Origin of the sequence: Pseudomonas fluorescens NCIMB 11764 (assembly GCF_000293885.2) — a bacterium.
GTDB classification, from domain to species: Bacteria; Pseudomonadota; Gammaproteobacteria; order Pseudomonadales; family Pseudomonadaceae; genus Aquipseudomonas; species Aquipseudomonas fluorescens_B.
Map to the genome: position 1 here is coordinate 6,006,529 of NZ_CP010945.1, position 17,130 is coordinate 6,023,658.

General features: G+C 60.3%; 16 protein-coding genes. 7 read left to right on the forward strand and 9 right to left on the reverse strand.

What is annotated here, in order from left to right:
- Positions 1–133: 133 nt before the first annotated feature.
- Entirely contained in the window at positions 134–868 is a 735-nt protein-coding gene (locus B723_RS27325) for a thioesterase II family protein (protein WP_017337589.1), read from the reverse strand.
- A 219-nt stretch (positions 869–1,087) separates the two neighbouring features.
- Positions 1,088–2,260, reverse strand: a complete 1,173-nt coding sequence (locus B723_RS27330; RefSeq protein ID WP_017337588.1) for an MFS transporter — start codon at positions 2,258–2,260, stop codon at positions 1,088–1,090.
- 277 nt (positions 2,261–2,537) lie between these two features.
- Between B723_RS27330 and B723_RS27335 the strand changes: the two genes are divergently transcribed.
- Positions 2,538–4,364: a glycoside hydrolase family 15 protein gene (locus B723_RS27335; protein WP_017337587.1), complete on the forward strand. Its 1,827-nt coding sequence runs from the start codon at positions 2,538–2,540 to the stop codon at positions 4,362–4,364.
- A gap of 320 nt (positions 4,365–4,684) precedes the next feature.
- Entirely contained in the window at positions 4,685–5,074 is a 390-nt protein-coding gene (locus tag B723_RS27340; RefSeq protein ID WP_017337586.1) for a hypothetical protein, read from the forward strand.
- Positions 5,075–5,159: 85 nt separating this feature from the next.
- Here B723_RS27340 and B723_RS27345 read toward each other — a convergent pair whose 3' ends face one another.
- Positions 5,160–6,143 carry a GlxA family transcriptional regulator gene (locus tag B723_RS27345; protein ID WP_017337585.1) on the reverse strand — a complete coding sequence of 328 codons (984 nt, stop codon included), beginning with the start codon at positions 6,141–6,143 and terminating at the stop codon, positions 5,160–5,162.
- 90 nt (positions 6,144–6,233) lie between these two features.
- Here B723_RS27345 and inhA point away from each other — a divergent pair, with 90 nt between their 5' ends.
- Positions 6,234–6,929, forward strand: coding sequence for an isonitrile hydratase (inhA, locus tag B723_RS27350; RefSeq protein WP_017337584.1), 696 nt, complete (start codon positions 6,234–6,236; stop codon positions 6,927–6,929).
- A gap of 682 nt (positions 6,930–7,611) precedes the next feature.
- On the opposite strand, the gene B723_RS27355 is transcribed toward inhA, so the two are convergent.
- Complete coding sequence (locus B723_RS27355) at positions 7,612–8,100, reverse strand: SRPBCC family protein (RefSeq protein WP_017339910.1); 489 nt, start codon at positions 8,098–8,100, stop codon at positions 7,612–7,614.
- A 266-nt stretch (positions 8,101–8,366) separates the two neighbouring features.
- On the opposite strand from B723_RS27355, the gene B723_RS27360 reads away from it, so the two are divergent.
- Positions 8,367–8,768, forward strand: coding sequence for a lysozyme inhibitor LprI family protein (locus B723_RS27360; RefSeq protein WP_017339911.1), 402 nt, complete (start codon positions 8,367–8,369; stop codon positions 8,766–8,768).
- Between the two features lie 70 nt (positions 8,769–8,838).
- On the opposite strand, the gene peaD is transcribed toward B723_RS27360, so the two are convergent.
- From peaD to peaA, 4 genes are all read right to left on the reverse strand, one after another.
- Complete coding sequence (gene peaD, locus B723_RS27365; RefSeq protein WP_017339912.1) at positions 8,839–9,957, reverse strand: quinohemoprotein amine dehydrogenase subunit beta; 1,119 nt, start codon at positions 9,955–9,957, stop codon at positions 8,839–8,841.
- Between the two features lie 23 nt (positions 9,958–9,980).
- Complete coding sequence (gene qhpC, locus B723_RS27370; protein ID WP_017339913.1) at positions 9,981–10,304, reverse strand: quinohemoprotein amine dehydrogenase subunit gamma; 324 nt, start codon at positions 10,302–10,304, stop codon at positions 9,981–9,983.
- A gap of 1 nt (position 10,305) precedes the next feature.
- The gene (gene peaB / locus B723_RS27375; RefSeq protein ID WP_017339914.1) at positions 10,306–11,736 is read right to left on the reverse strand and encodes a quinohemoprotein amine dehydrogenase maturation protein; all 1,431 of its coding nucleotides are present in this window, start codon (positions 11,734–11,736) and stop codon (positions 10,306–10,308) included.
- An 82-nt stretch (positions 11,737–11,818) separates the two neighbouring features.
- Positions 11,819–13,399 (reverse strand): quinohemoprotein amine dehydrogenase subunit alpha, encoded by a 1,581-nt coding sequence (gene peaA, locus B723_RS27380; protein ID WP_017339915.1) that lies wholly within the window; start codon positions 13,397–13,399, stop codon positions 11,819–11,821.
- A gap of 344 nt (positions 13,400–13,743) precedes the next feature.
- Between peaA and B723_RS27385 the strand changes: the two genes are divergently transcribed.
- A complete protein-coding gene (locus tag B723_RS27385) occupies positions 13,744–14,100 on the forward strand; it encodes a hypothetical protein (RefSeq protein WP_017339916.1) in 357 nt (118 codons plus the stop codon).
- A gap of 48 nt (positions 14,101–14,148) precedes the next feature.
- Here B723_RS27385 and B723_RS27390 read toward each other — a convergent pair whose 3' ends face one another.
- Positions 14,149–14,403, reverse strand: coding sequence for a DUF1652 domain-containing protein (locus B723_RS27390; protein WP_017339917.1), 255 nt, complete (start codon positions 14,401–14,403; stop codon positions 14,149–14,151).
- Positions 14,404–14,590: 187 nt separating this feature from the next.
- On the opposite strand from B723_RS27390, the gene B723_RS27395 reads away from it, so the two are divergent.
- Both B723_RS27395 and B723_RS27400 read left to right on the forward strand, forming a co-directional pair.
- A complete protein-coding gene (locus B723_RS27395) occupies positions 14,591–15,319 on the forward strand; it encodes a hypothetical protein (protein WP_017339918.1) in 729 nt (242 codons plus the stop codon).
- A 229-nt stretch (positions 15,320–15,548) separates the two neighbouring features.
- Complete coding sequence (locus B723_RS27400; RefSeq protein WP_017339919.1) at positions 15,549–17,039, forward strand: aldehyde dehydrogenase family protein; 1,491 nt, start codon at positions 15,549–15,551, stop codon at positions 17,037–17,039.
- Positions 17,040–17,130 lie beyond the last annotated feature (91 nt).

Below are 17,130 nucleotides of genomic sequence, written 5' to 3' on the forward strand. Positions count from 1 at the left end.
GGATCGCGGGATGTCAGGTTGCGGCAAATCAAATGTAGGAGCGGGTTTGCTCGCGAAAGCGTCGGGTCAGCCAACATCAATGTTGAATGATGAACCGCTTTCGCGAGCAAGCCCGCTCCCAAATCTGGCCGTGTCAGGCAGTGGCAGCCATGGCGTGCCGGCGATGGTGAACATCGAGCTGGTCCTTGATCACCCGCAACACCTTGGCTTCGTGCTCATGGATGAAGAAGTGACCACCGGCCAGCATGTCCACGGAGAAGCTGCCGTGGGTTTCCCTGCTCCAGCCGATCAGCTGTTCGGTGGTCGCGCGATCAGCCTTGCCGCCAAGCACGTGCACCGGGCATTTCAGCAACGGACGCTGGATCGGCTCGAAGCGTCCGCACAGCAGGAAGTCTGCACGCAGGATCGGCAGCGTCAGGCTCATCAGCTCTTCATTGGCCAACACTTCTTCACTGGTGCCATTGAGGGTGCGCAGTTGCTCGATCAGCTCGGCATCGGTTTTCGGATCGGCAAAACCCTGGTCGTAGTCGGCCCGCATCGTCGGCGCGGCGGTGCCTGAAGCGAACAGCGCCACCGGCTCAGGGCAACCCAGCGAGCGAAAGGCGTGGGCCATTTCGCAGGCCAGCAAAGCGCCGAGACTGTGGCCGAACAGGGCGTACGGCGCCTTGAGCGTGGCTTTCTGTTCCTGGGCGAGTTGCAGCGCCAGGTGCCGCATGTCGGTGTGCAAGGGCTCGCCGAACCGCGCGCCGCGCCCCGGCAGTTCCACCGGTTGCAGCTTGAGCCACTCCGGCAGTTTGCGCCGCCAGCGGCTGTAGACCATGGCGCTCGCGCCTGAATAGGGCAGGCACAGCAATGTCAGCTGGGTCACCGGGCTTACCTCGAAAAGTTGTCTGTAAAGAGAACGGATGAGCGCCGCGGGGAATTAGGTGGATACTGAATTGTGGCGAGGGAGCTTGCTCCCGCTGGGCTGCGAAGCGGCCCCAGAACCAGCCGCCTCTGTATGTCAGGTAACACTTGGCTGAGGGATTTACGACGGCTTCGCCGCCGAGCGGGAGCAAGCTCCCTCGCCACAGAATGGGTGAATGAATTACTTGAGGTGACGGAAACTTTGGATTGCGGAACCGAGGACGACAGCCCCCGCCACGATTGCCACCCAGAACCCGCTGCGCGCACCGAACGCATCCACCAGCCACCCTGAACTGGCCGCGCCAATCGCCACGCCAATGCTCAACCCGGTGACCAGCCAGGTCAGCCCTTCGGTGAGTTTGGCCGGCGGCACGATGCGCTCCACCAAGGCCATCGCCACAATCAGCGTCGGGGCAAAAAACAGCCCGGAAACGAATACCGCCAGCGACAACCCGAGAATATTGCTCGCCAGCAACAACGGCAACGTAGTCACCGCCGTCGCCACCCCGCCATACAGAAACAATCGCGGCAACGGCACTTTCGAGCGCAACGCCCCGAACGCCAGCCCGGCCAGGCACGAGCCGATGGCATACACCGACAACACAATGCTCGCCGCCGCCGGTTGGCCCTGTTGCTGGGCGAACGCCACGCTGACCACATCGACCACGCCGACAATGGTGCCCATGGCAACCATCAACAGCATCAGCAATTGAATCTCGGCGGAACGAATGATCGAGCCCTGATGGTGTTCTTCATGGGGATGAATCGCCGGCTCCGTGTCCCGTTGCAGGACAAACGCCGTGACGCCAATCGCCAGCATCAGCAACGCCGCCAACGGCCCCGCTTCGGGGAACGCCACCACGCACAGGCCCACTGACAGTGGCGGTCCGACAATGAAGCAGACTTCGTCGAGCACCGATTCCAGGGCGTACGCGGTCTGCAATTGTGGCTGGCCGCGATAGACCTCGGTCCAGCGCGCCCGCACCATCGCCGACATGCTCGGCATGCAACCGGCCAGCGCGGCGAACAAAAACAACGTCCAGTTCGGCGCCTGCAAACGCGTGCACAGCAACACCAGCAGCAATGCCCCGCCACCGATCAGCGCTGACACCGGCAAGATCCGGCGTTGCCCGAAACGGTCCACCAGACGCGAAACCTGTGGCGCGCAAAACGCCGTCGCGAGGGCAAACGTCGCCGCCACCGCACCGGCCAGCCCGTAACCACCTTGCAACTGGGAGAGCATGGTGATCAGGCCGATACCGGTCATGGAAATCGGCATGCGCGCGATCATCCCGGCCAGCACGAAAGCCCGGCTGCCTGGAGCTTTGAACAGTTCGCGGTAGGGGTTGGCCATGGTTCGGCTCTCGATAAGGGCCTGCAAGTTGCCATAAGGCTGAGCGAGGGGAAAGCGGGGAATTGTTGGTTGAATGTGAAGGCCTTGAAGATCAAAAGATCGCAGCCTTCGGCAGCTTCGACAGGAGATCGCATTCCAATGCAGGAGCTGCCGAAGGCTGCGATCTTTTGATCTTGCTGCTGAACTCTCCACCACCCAGACCAGTCTGCTGATTAAGCCCACATCTCAAGGCGCTAACCTTCCGGAGGCATGAGCCTTGATCCGGAGTTTCGCAGCAATGGCTGATCATCATCCCGAACGACAAAGCGCTATCGACGCCCACGGCATCATTGGCGACATGCGCAGCGCGGCATTGGTCAACGAAAAGGGCAGCGTGGATTTTTTCTGCTGGCCGGAATTCGACAGCCCGTCGATCTTCTGCTCGTTGCTGGACACGCCCGAGGCCGGCATTTTCCAACTGGCACCTTACCTGGCCGATGCCCGCCGCGAGCAGATCTACCTGCCCGACACCAACGTGCTGCAAACCCGCTGGCTCAGCGACAGCGCGGTGGTCGAAGTCACTGACCTGCTGCCCATCGGCGATAGCGAAGATGATCTGCCGGTGCTGATGCGCCGGGTTCGGGTGGTCAGCGGCCAGGCGACGTTTTACATGCGCTGCGCCGTGAGGCATGACTATGCTCGCGCCAAAACCCGCGCGCACCTGGACGAAAAGGACGTGGTATTCGAGGCAGCCGATCAACCGTCCATGCGCCTGTCTTCGGATCAGGTGTTGCGTATCGACGGCAACACGGCGGTGGCCGAATTCACGCTGGAACAGGGCCAGGGTGCGCAATTCCTGCTGGGCGGCGTCGACGATCCCCGCTTCAAGGACGGGGCCGCAGACTTGTGCATGGAGCGCACACTGAAGTTCTGGCGCGACTGGGCCGGCCAGTCCAACTACCGCGGTCGCTGGCGGGAAATGGTCAACCGCTCAGCCCTCGCGCTGAAGCTTTTGACCTCACGCAAACACGGCGCAATCCTCGCCGCCGCCACGTTCGGCCTGCCGGAAACGCCGGGCGGTGAACGCAACTGGGATTACCGTTACACCTGGATCCGCGACGCCTCGTTCACGGTCTATGCCTTCATGCGCCTGGGGTTTGTCCAGGAGGCCAACGATTACATGCGCTGGCTGCGCGGGCGGGTCAGCGACTGCCACGGAAAACCGATGAAACTCAACATTCTCTACGCCATCGATGGCCGTCAGGAACTGCCGGAAACCGAACTCTCGCACCTCAGCGGCCATGGCGGGGCCACGCCGGTTCGCATCGGCAATCAGGCTTACGACCAGATCCAGCTCGACATCTTCGGCGAGCTGATGGATGCGGTGTACCTGGTCAACAAGTACGGCGACGCCATCTCCCATGAAGGCTGGAAACACGCGGTGGACGTGGTCGATCAGGTCTGCGAAACCTGGCAGCAAAAAGACGTCGGCATCTGGGAAATGCGCGGCGAGCAGCATCATTTCCTGCACTCTCGATTGATGTGCTGGGTCGCGCTGGACCGGGCGATCCGCCTCGCCTCGAAACGCTCCCTGCCCGCCCCGTTTGCCCGCTGGGACCAGACCCGTCAGGCGATCTACGTCGACATCTGGGAAAATTTCTGGAACGAAGAGCGCGGGCATTTCGTCCAGCACATCGGCGGCACCGCGTTGGATGGTTCGATGTTGCTGATGCCGCTGGTGCGCTTTGTCAGCGCGAAAGATCCGCGTTGGTTATCGACCCTCGAAGCCATCCAGAAAACCCTGGTACGCGACGGCATGGTCTATCGCTACCGCAACGAAGACAGTCAGATCGACGGCCTCACCGGCACCGAAGGCGCCTTCGCTGCGTGTTCGTTCTGGTATGTCGAATGCCTGGCCCGGGCCGGCCAGGTGGAAAAGGCGCACCTGGAGTTTGAACAATTGCTGCGGTACGCCAATCCGCTGGGGTTGTACGCCGAAGAGTTCGACAGCCATGCGCGGCATCTGGGCAATACACCACAAGCGCTGACGCACCTGGCGCTGATCAGCGCGGCGAGTTTTCTGGACCGGAAACTGAGTGGGGAAAAAAACTACTGGCAACCGTGAGACCGAGACGCTTTGCTGATCCCACCCATCATCTGTGGCGAGGGAGCTTGCTCCCGTTGGGCGGCGAAGCAGCCCCAAAACCATCCCACTCGGTACATCAGGTGAAACGTAACCACAGGGTTTACGACAACTTCGTCGCCCCACGGGAGCAAGCTCCCTCGCCACAGGTTTCGTAAAGGGCAAAGTCCTACGCTTCATAAACAAGACCCGCTGCCAACCTCCCGAAATACCTTGTTGCCAGCCGCTACATCCCCACCTACCATCGACCGTCAACGGGCACAGCGGAGCTGTCCAACAAAACCCGAATTCAAGGAACCCGAATGACCCAGCGTATCCACCGCAGCATCGACACCCCACTCCGATCCGGCCTGAACCGCGACGAACTGTGGGAAGGCCCGGACAAAGGCCTGATCAAATGCTGGGAAATCGGCCGCCAACGCGCCGCCCGCTTCCCCGAACTCGCCCAACAATGCCGCGCCGGCGAACTGCCGGTGCTGGGCTGGAAAGGTGGTGTCAGCCGCAGTCTGAAGAAACTCGAAAAGTACGGCTCCCTCAAATACCTTGCTCAATGGCAGGGTTTGCGCGGGGAAGATCTGGAGGTTGACCTGGATGAAGAACGAGCATTGACGTGCTCGCGGACCGGGATGGTGGTGACGTTTACGCCGGATCGGGCGAAATATATCAATCAGGTGGCGGAAGCCGAAACTTGAGCCTCCACTGTGTGGCGAGGGAGCTTGCTCCCGTTCGACTGCGCAGCAGTCGCAAAGATTGGCGCGAAAACGCCAGGCGCAACGATCAGAGCGTCACCGAATCTACTTCAGAACTCACCGAAAACCGCTCGCGATAGGCTTGCGGCGTCACGCCCATGGCGCGCAGAAAACTGCGGCGCAGCGTCTCTTCGCTACCAAACCCGCACTGCACGGCGACCCGTTTTATCGGCACACCGGTATCACTGAGTAACCGCCGCGCCGTCTCGACCCGAATCAGTTCGATGGCCCGCGCAGGCGTCTGGCCGGTGTCGGCGCGGTAGTGGCGGACGAAGCTGCGTTCGCTCATGCCGGCCTGTAGCGCCAGGGTGGGGATGCCCAGATCCATGGTGAGGTGTTCGCTGATCCAGGCGTGAAGGTCGTCGAATCGGCTGCCTTCTTTTTGCAATGACAGGGTCACGCTGAACTGCGACTGACCGCCCGGACGTTTAAGGAAAACCACCAACTGCTGCGCCACTTCCAGCGCCATGTTACGACCCAGGTCTTCTTCGACCATGGCCAGTGCGAGGTCGATGCCAGCCGTGACCCCGGCCGAAGTCCACACCGGGCCGTCATTGATGAAAATCGGATTGGGCTCGACCCGCAGCCGTGGATGCCTCTGCGCCAGCTGATCGCAACGGGTCCAGTGCGTGACCACCCGACGGCCATCGAGCCAGCCACTGGCCGCCAGTAAAAACGCCCCGGTGCACACCGATGCCACCCGACGGCATCTCGCCGCATGCTCATGCACCCAGGCCACCAGTGCCGCATCCTCCGCTGCCGCGTATACGCCCCAGCCGCCGGCAATGATCAAGGTATCGCTGCCTTGTGCGGGCAACGGGTCGGCCAACAACGCCAGCCCCGCCGACGACATCACCGCCCCGCCGCCGCTGGCAATTACTGTCGGTGCATAAGGCGGCGGCAAACCTTTCTGGCGGGCAATATCGTTGGCAGAGGCGAACACCTGCAGTGGCCCGGTAACGTCGAGCAGTTGCACATTGGCGAACGCGAGCACATGAATGGTCTTGGGCATGTTTGGCGTAATTCGTGGGGTAATTGGCGTATGCGCCAAATCCTACGAGCCTAGAGTGAAGCCGTCCACCCACTTCACGAGAAAAACACCATGACGCTGCAGATCGGTTTTCTGTTGTTCCCGCAGGTTCAGCAACTGGACCTGACCGGCCCTTATGACGTGCTGGCCTCGTTGCCGGACGTGAAGGTGCATTTGATCTGGAAGGACTTGATGCCAGTCACCGCCAGCACCGGCCTGGTGCTGAAACCCACCGTCACCTTCGACGATTGCCCGGCACTGGATGTGATCTGCATTCCCGGCGGCAGCGGTGTCGGGCCGTTGATGGAAGATGAAAAAACATTGGCATTCATCAAGGCTCAGGCGGCCCATGCCCGGTATGTCACTTCGGTGTGCACGGGAGCGTTGGTGCTGGGTGCTGCGGGCCTGCTCAAGGGTAAACACGCGACCACTCATTGGGCGTATCACCAATTGCTCGCGCCATTGGGTGCGATTCCGGTGAAGGATCGGGTGGTGCGCGATGGCAATCTGTTGACCGGTGGCGGGATCACCGCGGGCATCGATTTCGCGCTGACATTGGCCGCTGAATTATTCGATAAGGACACGGCGCAGCTGGTGCAGTTGCAGCTGGAATATGCTCCGGCGCCGCCATTTGCTTCGGGCTGTCCTGAGACCGCTCCGGTCAGCGTGCTGGAGGAGGCGCGGAAACGGGCTGCCGGGTCGTTGAAATTGCGCTCGGAAATCACCGAGCGTGTTGCGGCGAAGCTCGATCAGGTGTCAGTACGCTGATCCATTCCTCGGTGCAGCCAGCGTCCGGCTCCACCGAGGACTTTCCATCGCCCACAAAAAAACCCGCCTAAGCGGGTTTCTCAAGACCATTTCGACATCCTGTCAGCAGCCATCCAGGCTTATGGTCGATCATCCGTGATCCTGAGTGCATCCTGCGACTCAGTTGATGGATCCAGATTAACGACATTGTTGAAGCGTAAACAGACGACATACCCGCGCTCTGGTGTAAGCCATTGACCATTCAGGACCCGAGTCCGCACAGTGTGGCGCGGGGGACTGTGTGGCGAGGGAGCTTGCTCCCGCTGGGTCGCGAAGCGAGCCCAAAAGCTTTGCGACTGCTTCGCAGGCGAGCGGGAGCACGCTCCCTCGCCACACAGGCTCGCTCGCACAAAGACATGGTCATCTTTTCAGCAGGCGAAAAAAAACCCGCCGAAGCGGGTTTTTCCCAAGACCATGTCGACTCCCTGTCGATAGCGTTCCTTGCTGATGGCCGATCATCCTTGATCCCGAAGCACTTCCTGTGTTCCGGTTGATGAGGCTAGATTACGCATCGGATCCAATCTGCAACAGGCGACATCGTTGCCACTGCGTGTAAGACATTCGCCATACCGCCCCTTCCGTAAACCCTTAGACGCCTCAGGCGTCGAGCCTGAAAGCCTTGAATTCAGGGGCCCGCGGGCCATTACTCTGGCTGATGCTCGCGAGCCTTGGTGTTGATCTTCAGAAATTCTTCGATGTTGTTCATCTGCTCATCCCAACCACGGCTGTCCATACGGAACGCCTTGAGCCGCCGCGACTGGGGAATGTGATCGAAGCCGGACTCGGTGACCTTGAGCAAGGTGCCGTTATCCATGTCTTCAAGCTCGAAGAGCACCAGGGTGGTGGGCTCCTGGGAGTAGTCGACTTCGGGCTTCACGGCATACGGGTGCCAGCGAAACGAAAACACGCGTTCCGGCTCGACTCGCTCCACCAGGACATTCCACAGCAAATGCTCATAACCGGGGTAGGTAATCTGTCCCTGAGTCCATTCGCCGGCGACAAAACGCTTGCCTTCCAGTGCCACGCCAAACCACTGCCCGAACGCTTCGGCGTTGGCCAGCACGCGCCAGACTTGCGAACGCGGCACTTTAAGCAGGATCTTCCTTTCGATGCGATCTGATGCTGGGTTCATAAGTCACCTCCTGTACTTAACAGTAGGCCTGTAAGACCACAAGACCAACCTTAAAGTTGTATCAATCGGGTTTCTCAATCAACCCTGCCTGAAATATTCAGGCCGCACATCCGCACCAGAGTTCGGGGTTGAGAACGACAGAAGTGATACAGGCGCAAGGACATCCAAGCGTGCGCAGATCACTTACTAAGGGCTCCAGCGCCACCGCAAGCGAATGAGGCTTCGCTACACTGCACCTCACTTTTCCAGTCACAGCGAGAATCCCCATGCACCCACGCTTGCTTCTGGCGCTGACGCCATTGCTGTTCACCACCATTGCCCATGCCGTCGATTGCGACAACGCCACCGACCAGGCCACGATGAATCAATGTGCGGCGCAGCAGAACAAGGCGGCGGACAAGGAGTTGAATGCGCTTTACCGGCAGATCACCGAGCGCTTGAAGGACCATCCCGACAGCAAGAAGCTGTTGGTAGGCGCGCAGCGGGCATGGATCGGGTTTCGGGATGCCGAGTGCAAGTTTTCGGCGTCCGGGGTTGAGGGCGGGAGTGTCTATCCGTTGATTTACAGCAATTGCATCACGGACCTGACCAAGGCGCGGGTTGAGGCTTTCAAGATTTACTTGAAGTGTCAGGAGGGGGATCTGAGTTGTCCGGTGCCTGGGGTTTGAGGATCTGGTGCCTGTCAGGGCCTCATTGCGGACACGTCGGATCGCGATGAAGCCCTGACAGGCGCCGCAATTACCGGACAAATATCTGCGCCGTGGTAATCGCCATATCCCCACCCGGCAACTTGATGCTGCCCACCTGTTTCAGGCTGTCGGCATCAAAAATCGCCACATCGTTAAACGTCCCCGCCAGGTAAATCTTGCTGCCGTCCTTGTTGAAGGAAATGCAGTAGTAGGAATGATCCAGCGTCGCCGCCTGCAGCATTTTCTTTTCCTTGATGTCGTACTTCGCCAGGCGATTGAGCACGCCGAACATCAGGTTCGGGTCCTTCGGCGAGCGCATGCCGCTGAAGTAGATTTCCGTCAGAGGGCCGAAGTCGGTGGTTTCGGTCTTGCCGGTTTTCAGGTCAATGCTGAACAACCCGTAGAGGTACTCGGCGGTAGCGGGATCCTGCTTCTTGTCCTTGAACTTCGCCGCGGTGTAGAGCAGCGAAAAGTCGTGACGATAGGTCTGCTGGTTCCACACGTAGAGCACGTCCGGTGCGCTGTAATTCGCCCGCTTCCAGTGACGGCTGGGGATCAGCACGTCGAACTTGCCGGTTTTCACATCGACCTTGTAGACGTCCGCCCCCGCGACATAAAGCGTGCCGTCGTCGCCACTCTGCATGATGGTCAGCTGCCGTGGTGCCGGGAAGCTGCGCACCGGTTTGGCGTCCATACCGGCGTCGGTGGCGTAGACGTCCAGCCGAGGCTGCTGCACTTCGTAGCGGTCATTGAGCATCAACGTCGGGTTGGCGATGGCGAACAGTTCCTTGCCGTCATGGCTGAGGGTGAAGGCGAACATCGATTTCGCTTTCTCCCCCGGTTTCTGGGTGATGCTGGCGTGGAACACCTGCTTGCAGCTGTCCAGTTCGACGCCGTAGACATCCGCGTAGTGATTGTTCAGCACATAAGCGGTCTTGCGATCCGGCGACAACTGAACCGTGCCCGGGCCGAAGGCGTCCGGCATCTTGCAGGTCTTGAACAGCGTGTCCGTGGCCAGGTCGATCACGTGCAGGTTGTTCGGGTAATTGGTGGTCACCATGTACTCGTGACCGTCTTGTAGAGCGGAGTTTTCATCGGCCAGAACGTTGAACGAACAGACGCTCAGGACGGCAAACGCGGCCAGGCCGCAGGCTTTGATGCTGTGCATGCTGGAATCCTTCTTTTGTCCGATCACTTGTCTTTTGGAAAGACAGTGCCAAGGTTGCGCCAGTTGTCGTTGGACGCCTGGGCATCCTTGTTCCAGTCCGGGTAGGTGCTCATCATGTCGGGCACCTGGGCCGGCCACCAGCAAGGGTCGGAGCAGCCATAAAGGTCGGCTTCCATCGGCTGGCACAACGACGACACACCGCCAAACGCATCGATTTCCCAACCCGGGTCGGTGGTCGACGCACAGCCCGCGACAGAACTCATCGCCACCACTTCTTCGATGCGGTTTTCGGACGCGGCCTCATCGAGTTTCAACGCTTTATTATTGATTGCCTTGAGATGTTTCATATCAGTGAGCCTTGCGCGGAGTGATGTAGCTGCTGATAAACGCAGGGTTGTGGGCCATGATCCGGGTATAGACCTCGATGCCGAAATCGACCCAGTCACGCATCAGTTCGCAGTAGTGATAGGTCGGGTGGGTCGGGTCGCCGTAACGGGCGTAGCTCTCGTGGTAGCAACCGCCGGAGCAGAGATTGCGGATCTGGCAGTCCTCGCAACCGGTGTTGGTACGGTCAAGGCGCTGGGACAGGAAGTCGTTCAGCTCGACCTGTTTCACACCGCTGTGCACGTTGCCGAAGGTCGGCAGCGATGAGCCGGTAAAGCGGTGGCACAGGTTCAGTTCACCCTTGTGATCCACCGCCAGCATCTTCAGGCCCGCGCCGCAGGGCAGGGCTTTTTTGTGGCCTTCGTGGATGTCGGTGATCAACTGGTGCAGGTTGGAGAAGCCGATGTTGCGGTGCTCCAGCGCCGCGTCCAGGTAACGCCGACCGAGGCGTTTCATACTGGCGAAGACCTCGATCAGTTCGTCACTGGTGAGGTTGAAGGTGCTGATGTCGCCGGAGGTCACCGGGGCAAAGCCGACTTCGGCAAACCCCAGTTCATTGAACAGGTGATCCCAGATGGTTTCGACGTCGGTGACGCCGGTGGTCAGGGTTACGCGGGCACCGACCGGACGACTGTTGTAGCGCGACAGCAGCATCTCGGCCTTGCGCCGCACCACGTCGTAAGTGCCCTGCCCGCCCACGGTGATGCGGTTGCGGTCGTGCACGGTTTTCGGCCCGTCGATACTGACTGACAGGCCGAAACGGTGGGCGTTGAGGTAGTCCACGGTGTCTTCGGTGAGCAGCGTCGCGTTGGTGGTCATGACGAACTCGACGAACTTGCCGGCCTCGCGGAAACGCTTCTCGCAATAGTCGACCATGTATTCGATCAGCTTGCGATTGCTCAGCGGCTCACCGCCGAAAAACACCACGGTAAAACGCTCTTCGTCCGGGGATTCACGCAGCAGCATTTCCACTGATGCAATAGCCGTTTCGACGTCCATTTTCTTGCCGGCCGACGGCTTGTCGAGGTCTTCCTTGTAGCAGTAGGTGCAGCTCAGGTTGCAGCCGGTGTTGACGTTGAGCACTACGGTATTGATCGCGGTGCGCTCGACCCGTTTGGTGCCGATGTCCGGGGTCAGCGGCGAGCCGTCGCTGACCAGCTCCAGGGACATCAGCTCACGCAGGGTCTCGGTGATTTCGTCGCCGTTGAAGCGAGAAGACAAACGCTGGATCAGGTCGTCCGACGAACAGCCGGGACCGCGCAACGTATCAATGATGGTGCCCGTCAGCTCGTCGCTGGCGAACAGTGAACTGCTGGGAATGTGAAACAGCATGCGGTCGGCATCGACGTGCACTTCGTGCAGGTTCCGCTCAACCAGATTCAAAATAGCGCCCATTGCAACCTCCTGTGCAAACCCCGTTCTGCGGGGCCTGCGGTCATTCCGAAAAAAGTGTCTGAAGACTTGGGTTTCAGCCAACTCACGGAATGGGTGGATTGTTCCAGCGTTGCACGGTGACGATCATGTGGCCTTCGCCGGTCAGGGATTTCCCTGCGTCGTCGACGGCGGCGATCACCTTGAGGTTGCCGGCATTGTTGGTGGACATTTTGCGTTGCGGGTTCGGCCCGGCATCGCCCGGGGTGAACACGCCGGTGTCGGCTTGCATGGTGCCGGCGAACTTGACGTCTTCGTCTTCCTTGGCGCGGTCGTCGAAGGCTTCGACCGACCACTGCGCCGGGAACACGCCGATGCGATACGGCTTGCCGTCAGCGCCCTTGCCCCACGCTTCAGCATCAAAACGCCCCTGGACTTTCGGCGTCGAACCACCGCCATCGCCGATCCGCGCCACCGAGAACTCGGGCACGACTTTGACTTCGGCAATTTTGCTGTAGACCGACAGGGTCGGGCCTTTCAGCGTGCCGACGGTGACGTTGCGCAGGCCCGGCTGGGCATTGGCGGCGGCTTTGAGTCTGACCTTGATACGATCTGCGTTTTGCTCGACAACCTCGACCACTTCCACGCCTTTGCCGAAGTTCGGTTTGCCGCTAAGACCGCTGCCGATCAGGGTCACTTCGGTCTCGACGCCAGCCTTCAGATAACCCGGCTGCACCGCCAGCAAACGACTGCTGCCCTGCTTGGCCGCGACGAAGTCCAGGCCGCGTTCATCGTGCTCGGCCTCGAACATCCGGCCCTGCATGGCATTGCCCTGGGCGGCGAACACCTGACGCATGGTCACGCCGTCGATGGTCACGTTGCCACGCCATTCATAGCCGGTGTAGAGAATCGCGCTGCCGTCGCCATTGAACGGGGAGCCATCGGCGTATTGGCCTTTGACGCTGACCTTGAACGTGTCGTCGCCATCGGCGCTCACGCTCATCACCCCGGCCAGTTCACCTTTGCCTGGCAAGTGGCCGCTGAAGCTCCAGTCGCCCACCAGCGCCTCGGCTTTCGGCGCCGTGGCCTGCCATTTTTTCCAGGCCGGGTTGTCCAGCGGATAACGCTTGGCCAACAACGGCACCATGTCTTTTCGTGCCAGATCGAACCAGTCGCGGTCGCGAGACAGGGCCTGGTATTCCAGCGACGGCCACTGGCCGAGGTGGAAATTCACCAGACGCTCCCATTCCTGGGCCGGACGCCGTTGCAGGGCGACCCGCGCCCCGGAGTGGCAGCGGCCGCACATCTGGCTGGTCTGGTCGTCGAATTTCTCGACAGTATTGAGTCGCCGCTCCAGCGCATACCGAACGCCATCGGTCTCACTCGGCGCCAGGCCCTGAGTGTCGGCCAGGTACTTGACCAACGTGCGGCGGTCGTCATCGCTGATCTGCAAACCGTGCATGGTCTGCATCCGGGCGATGCTCATCAGCCAGCCTTCCGGCGTTTTGCGCTGGTGACTGATGCGGCTCAGGGCATTATCGGCTTCAGGGGTGTGACAGCCCTGACAGGTTTCCTTGAGGATGGTCTGGGCGTCGCGGGCTGCCAGGCTATAAGGCGAATGCAGCGCCACACAGGCGGCCACGGCCAGCAGACTGACGCTCAGGCCTGATCGGAGTTTTCTCTTCATCAACGTCGAACCTCGCACGGTGCTTTCTTATTTTTGTGGCTTATCGTTTTTATGGTTTCTGCCGCCGGCGGCGCACCGCAGACGGAGGCAAGAGAAACGTCTGCGATGACCAATACACGGAGCGTGCCAGCTTGCCGATTAGCTTTTTAATCAAGCGGTTGCGTGAAGTTGACTGCGGTTGAGCCTGCCTGAGCCTGAGCACTTGCGTCTAATATCGCGACAGGTGTTGCAGTCTGAGACAAGCATAGTTGCCGTGGCGGCAACAGCTCATCGCCCGACGATTGACGGCAATCCCCTGCGGGGGCGAAATAAGTGTTCATCCATTGCCAGTCGGGGGTCCCAACATGGCAAGCGTCACTGTCCTGGCGGGGGACTTTCTGCAGGGTGACGGAGAGTACACAGACGGCGTTTTCACCCTGAGAACGTCGCTCCACCCGTGGCCCGGCATCACCCTGCCACTTTCCTCGTTCAAAAGCGTGGAAGTCGCCAACGAGGATTCGATCAATAACATCAAGGACGCCATCGGTTTCGGCGTCGCCGGCGCCATGCTGCTCGGCCCCATCGGCGCCATTGCCGGTTTCATGCTGGCCGGAAAGGAAACCGAAGTGACGTTCCTGGCCACGCTCAAGGACGACAGGAAATTACTGGTTGCCGTAGATGGCAACACGTTCGACGATATTTTTCGGAGAATCGCCGCCTGATTACTCAGCGCGAGCCGCACCGGTTACACGGTGCGGCTTGTCGCTGGTTCAGATCGAATAGGTGGGATGAATGCTTTTGTGCGCCTCGATTTCCTGACGCATGTCCGCCACCAGTGTGGCGATGGCATGGGGACTGTCCAGTGTCCACACCGGAACGTGGGTGGCGATCAGGTCCACTTTGCCAGTCATGCAGTCACAGACCCGGATCGTCAGGGACTGGTCCGCTTCCATGTTGCAGGTGCAGACGGCGGGCAGAAAGCTGTGTTCGATGATGCTTTGGATTTCCAGGGTTGAAAGGAACATCGCAACCTCCCTTACACCAGATGTGTGCCGGGTAAATGCTCCGTCATTTCACCCACCGAGCCTGAAAATTCTATTCTCCAAAAGTGGGGGGCTCAAGAGCGCAACCCGGTTGCTCGTCGTCTCGGCGTTCAAGCTTTCGCGCTACCCGTCGATAACCTGCTACACCAAACGTTAAGGGAATGACGACATGGCAATTTCTTTAAACTCAGCCTCGATCCAGCCATCGGCCGCTCAGCTCAGCCAGTCCAGCCAACCACTGACAGCGAAAACGCTGAGTGAAGAGCAGCAGAAAACGACGGTAAACATCAATCCCGCGGCGATTTATCATCCAAGCGATGAGGCGCCTGCCACCAGTCTGACCATCGAATCGATCGAGACCTGGATCGGCCGCAGCCAGTCGCCTGATTTCCCGCAGGTTGCCGAGCGGCACCAAAACGCCCATCAATCGCTGAAATCCTCTTTTGAAGAGTTCCAGTCTGCGTTGGCCCACGCCTACCCGGACCTCGCCGACAAAAAATTCGGCTTCACCATTCAAGCGGATGGAAGCCTCAAGGCCCTCAACACTTCTGGCGCGCTCAGTTCTTCCGACATGAATCGGCTGAACAATTTGCTGAATGCATCCAGTTCGCTCAAATCGGCAGCGAGCAGTTACCGCGACGCCTCCATCGAGCTGGTGGCCGCCGACTCCGTCTGGGGGGGCAGCTACGTGGGCGGGTACAACCTGAACAAGGAGAACTTCGCCAACACCATCGATCTGGGCGCCCTGTTCTTGAAGAAAGGCTCGGCGCCAAACGCTGAAACCCTGAACGGCTTCTTCTCCTCTCAGTTGTGGAGCAAAGGCGAGCGGATGACGCAGGAGATGGAAGTGCAGATGCTGACCGAGCGCGACGCCAAGAAGATCGACGAGACGGTCTGATTGCAGACAGCGCAGCGTATCGCCCGAATCAGCCCGGACATTCCATAGGTCTGGGCTGAAAAACCGTCTCTTGAATCTCAGGCACCGTCGCGATTTGCGACAACACGGCAGAACCCGGCGGTCCCGGATCTCATCCAACGCCCGCCGCCAAAGGGCTCTCCGACCCTTGCGGACACTTGGCACAGCCATTGCGAAAGCCTCGTTCTCACGAACAACAAGAGGCCTCGCCATGACGCTCCCCTACCTGCTTCCCGCCACCTCGGCGTTCATCCAGCGCGCCCCGCGCATGCTTATCGGCGGCGACTGGGTCGAGGCCGCCGACGGCCAGACCATGCCCCTGCACAACCCGGCCACCGGCGAGGTGCTGTGCGTGGTGCCGCGGGCCACGCCGGAAGACGTTGACCGGGCTGTGCTCGCGGCGCGTCAGGCGTTCGATGATTCCGCCTGGACCCGTACCCGTCCTCGCGAGCGGCAAAACCTGCTGTGGAAACTCGCCGACCTGATGCAGCGCGACGCCGAATTGCTGGCGCAGCTGGAATGCCTGAACAACGGCAAGAGCGCGGCGGTGGCCCAAGTGATGGACGTGCAACTGTCCATCGACTTTCTGCGTTACATGGCCGGTTGGGCGACCAAGATCGAAGGCTCCAGCGTAGAAGTATCGTTGCCGTTGATGCCCAACGATCAGTTCCACAGTTTCATTCGTCGCGAAGCGGTGGGCGTGGTCGGAGCCATCGTCGCCTGGAACTTCCCGCTGTTGCTGGCCTGCTGGAAACTCGGCCCGGCCCTGGCCACCGGCTGCACCGTGGTGCTCAAGCCCGCCGACGAAACGCCGCTGACCGCACTGAAACTCGCGGAGCTGGTACTGGAAGCCGGTTATCCGCAAGGTGTGTTCAACGTGGTCACCGGCACCGGCATCACCGCTGGTTCAGCCCTCACGCACAACCCGCTGGTGGACAAGCTGACCTTCACCGGTTCCACCGCCGTGGGCAAGCAGATCGGCAAGATCGCCATGGATTCCATGACCCGCGTCACCCTGGAGCTGGGTGGAAAATCGCCGACCATTGTCATGGCCGATGCCGACCTGAAGACCGCCGCTGCGGGCGCCGCCAGTGCGATCTTCTTCAATCAGGGCCAGGTGTGCTGTGCCGGTTCGCGCCTGTATGTGCAGCGCAAGCATTTCGACAATGTGGTGGCGGACATCGCCGACATTGCCAACGCCATGAAGCTCGGCAACGGGCTGGACCCGAGCGTGGAGATGGGGCCGCTGATTTCTGCGCGGCAGCAGGAACGGGTTTACGGGTACATCGAAAAGGGCCGGGAAAGCGGCGCGACCATCGCCTGCGGCGGTGAGCAGTTCGGGCCGGGATTCTTCGTCAAGCCGACGGTAATCGTCGATGTCGATCAGAAGCATTCGCTGGTGCAGGAAGAGATCTTCGGGCCGGTGCTGGTGGCGATTCCGTTCGATGATGAGGCCGATGCGTTGCGCATGGCCAATGACAGTCCCTACGGGCTTGGCGCGAGCATCTGGTCGAATGATCTGGCGGCGGTGCACCGGATGATTCCGCGGATCAAGTCGGGTTCGGTCTGGGTCAATTGCCACAGCGCCCTGGACCCGGCATTGCCGTTTGGCGGGTACAAGATGTCGGGGGTTGGGCGTGAGATGGGGTATGCGGCGATCGAGCATTACACCGAATTGAAGTCGGTGTTGATCAAGCTGTGATCTTCATCGTTCTTTAGGCCGCCTTCGCGGGCAAGCCCGCTCCCTCAGTGATTTGTGTGTGCCGCAGATTGCAGGTTCACCACAAAAACCT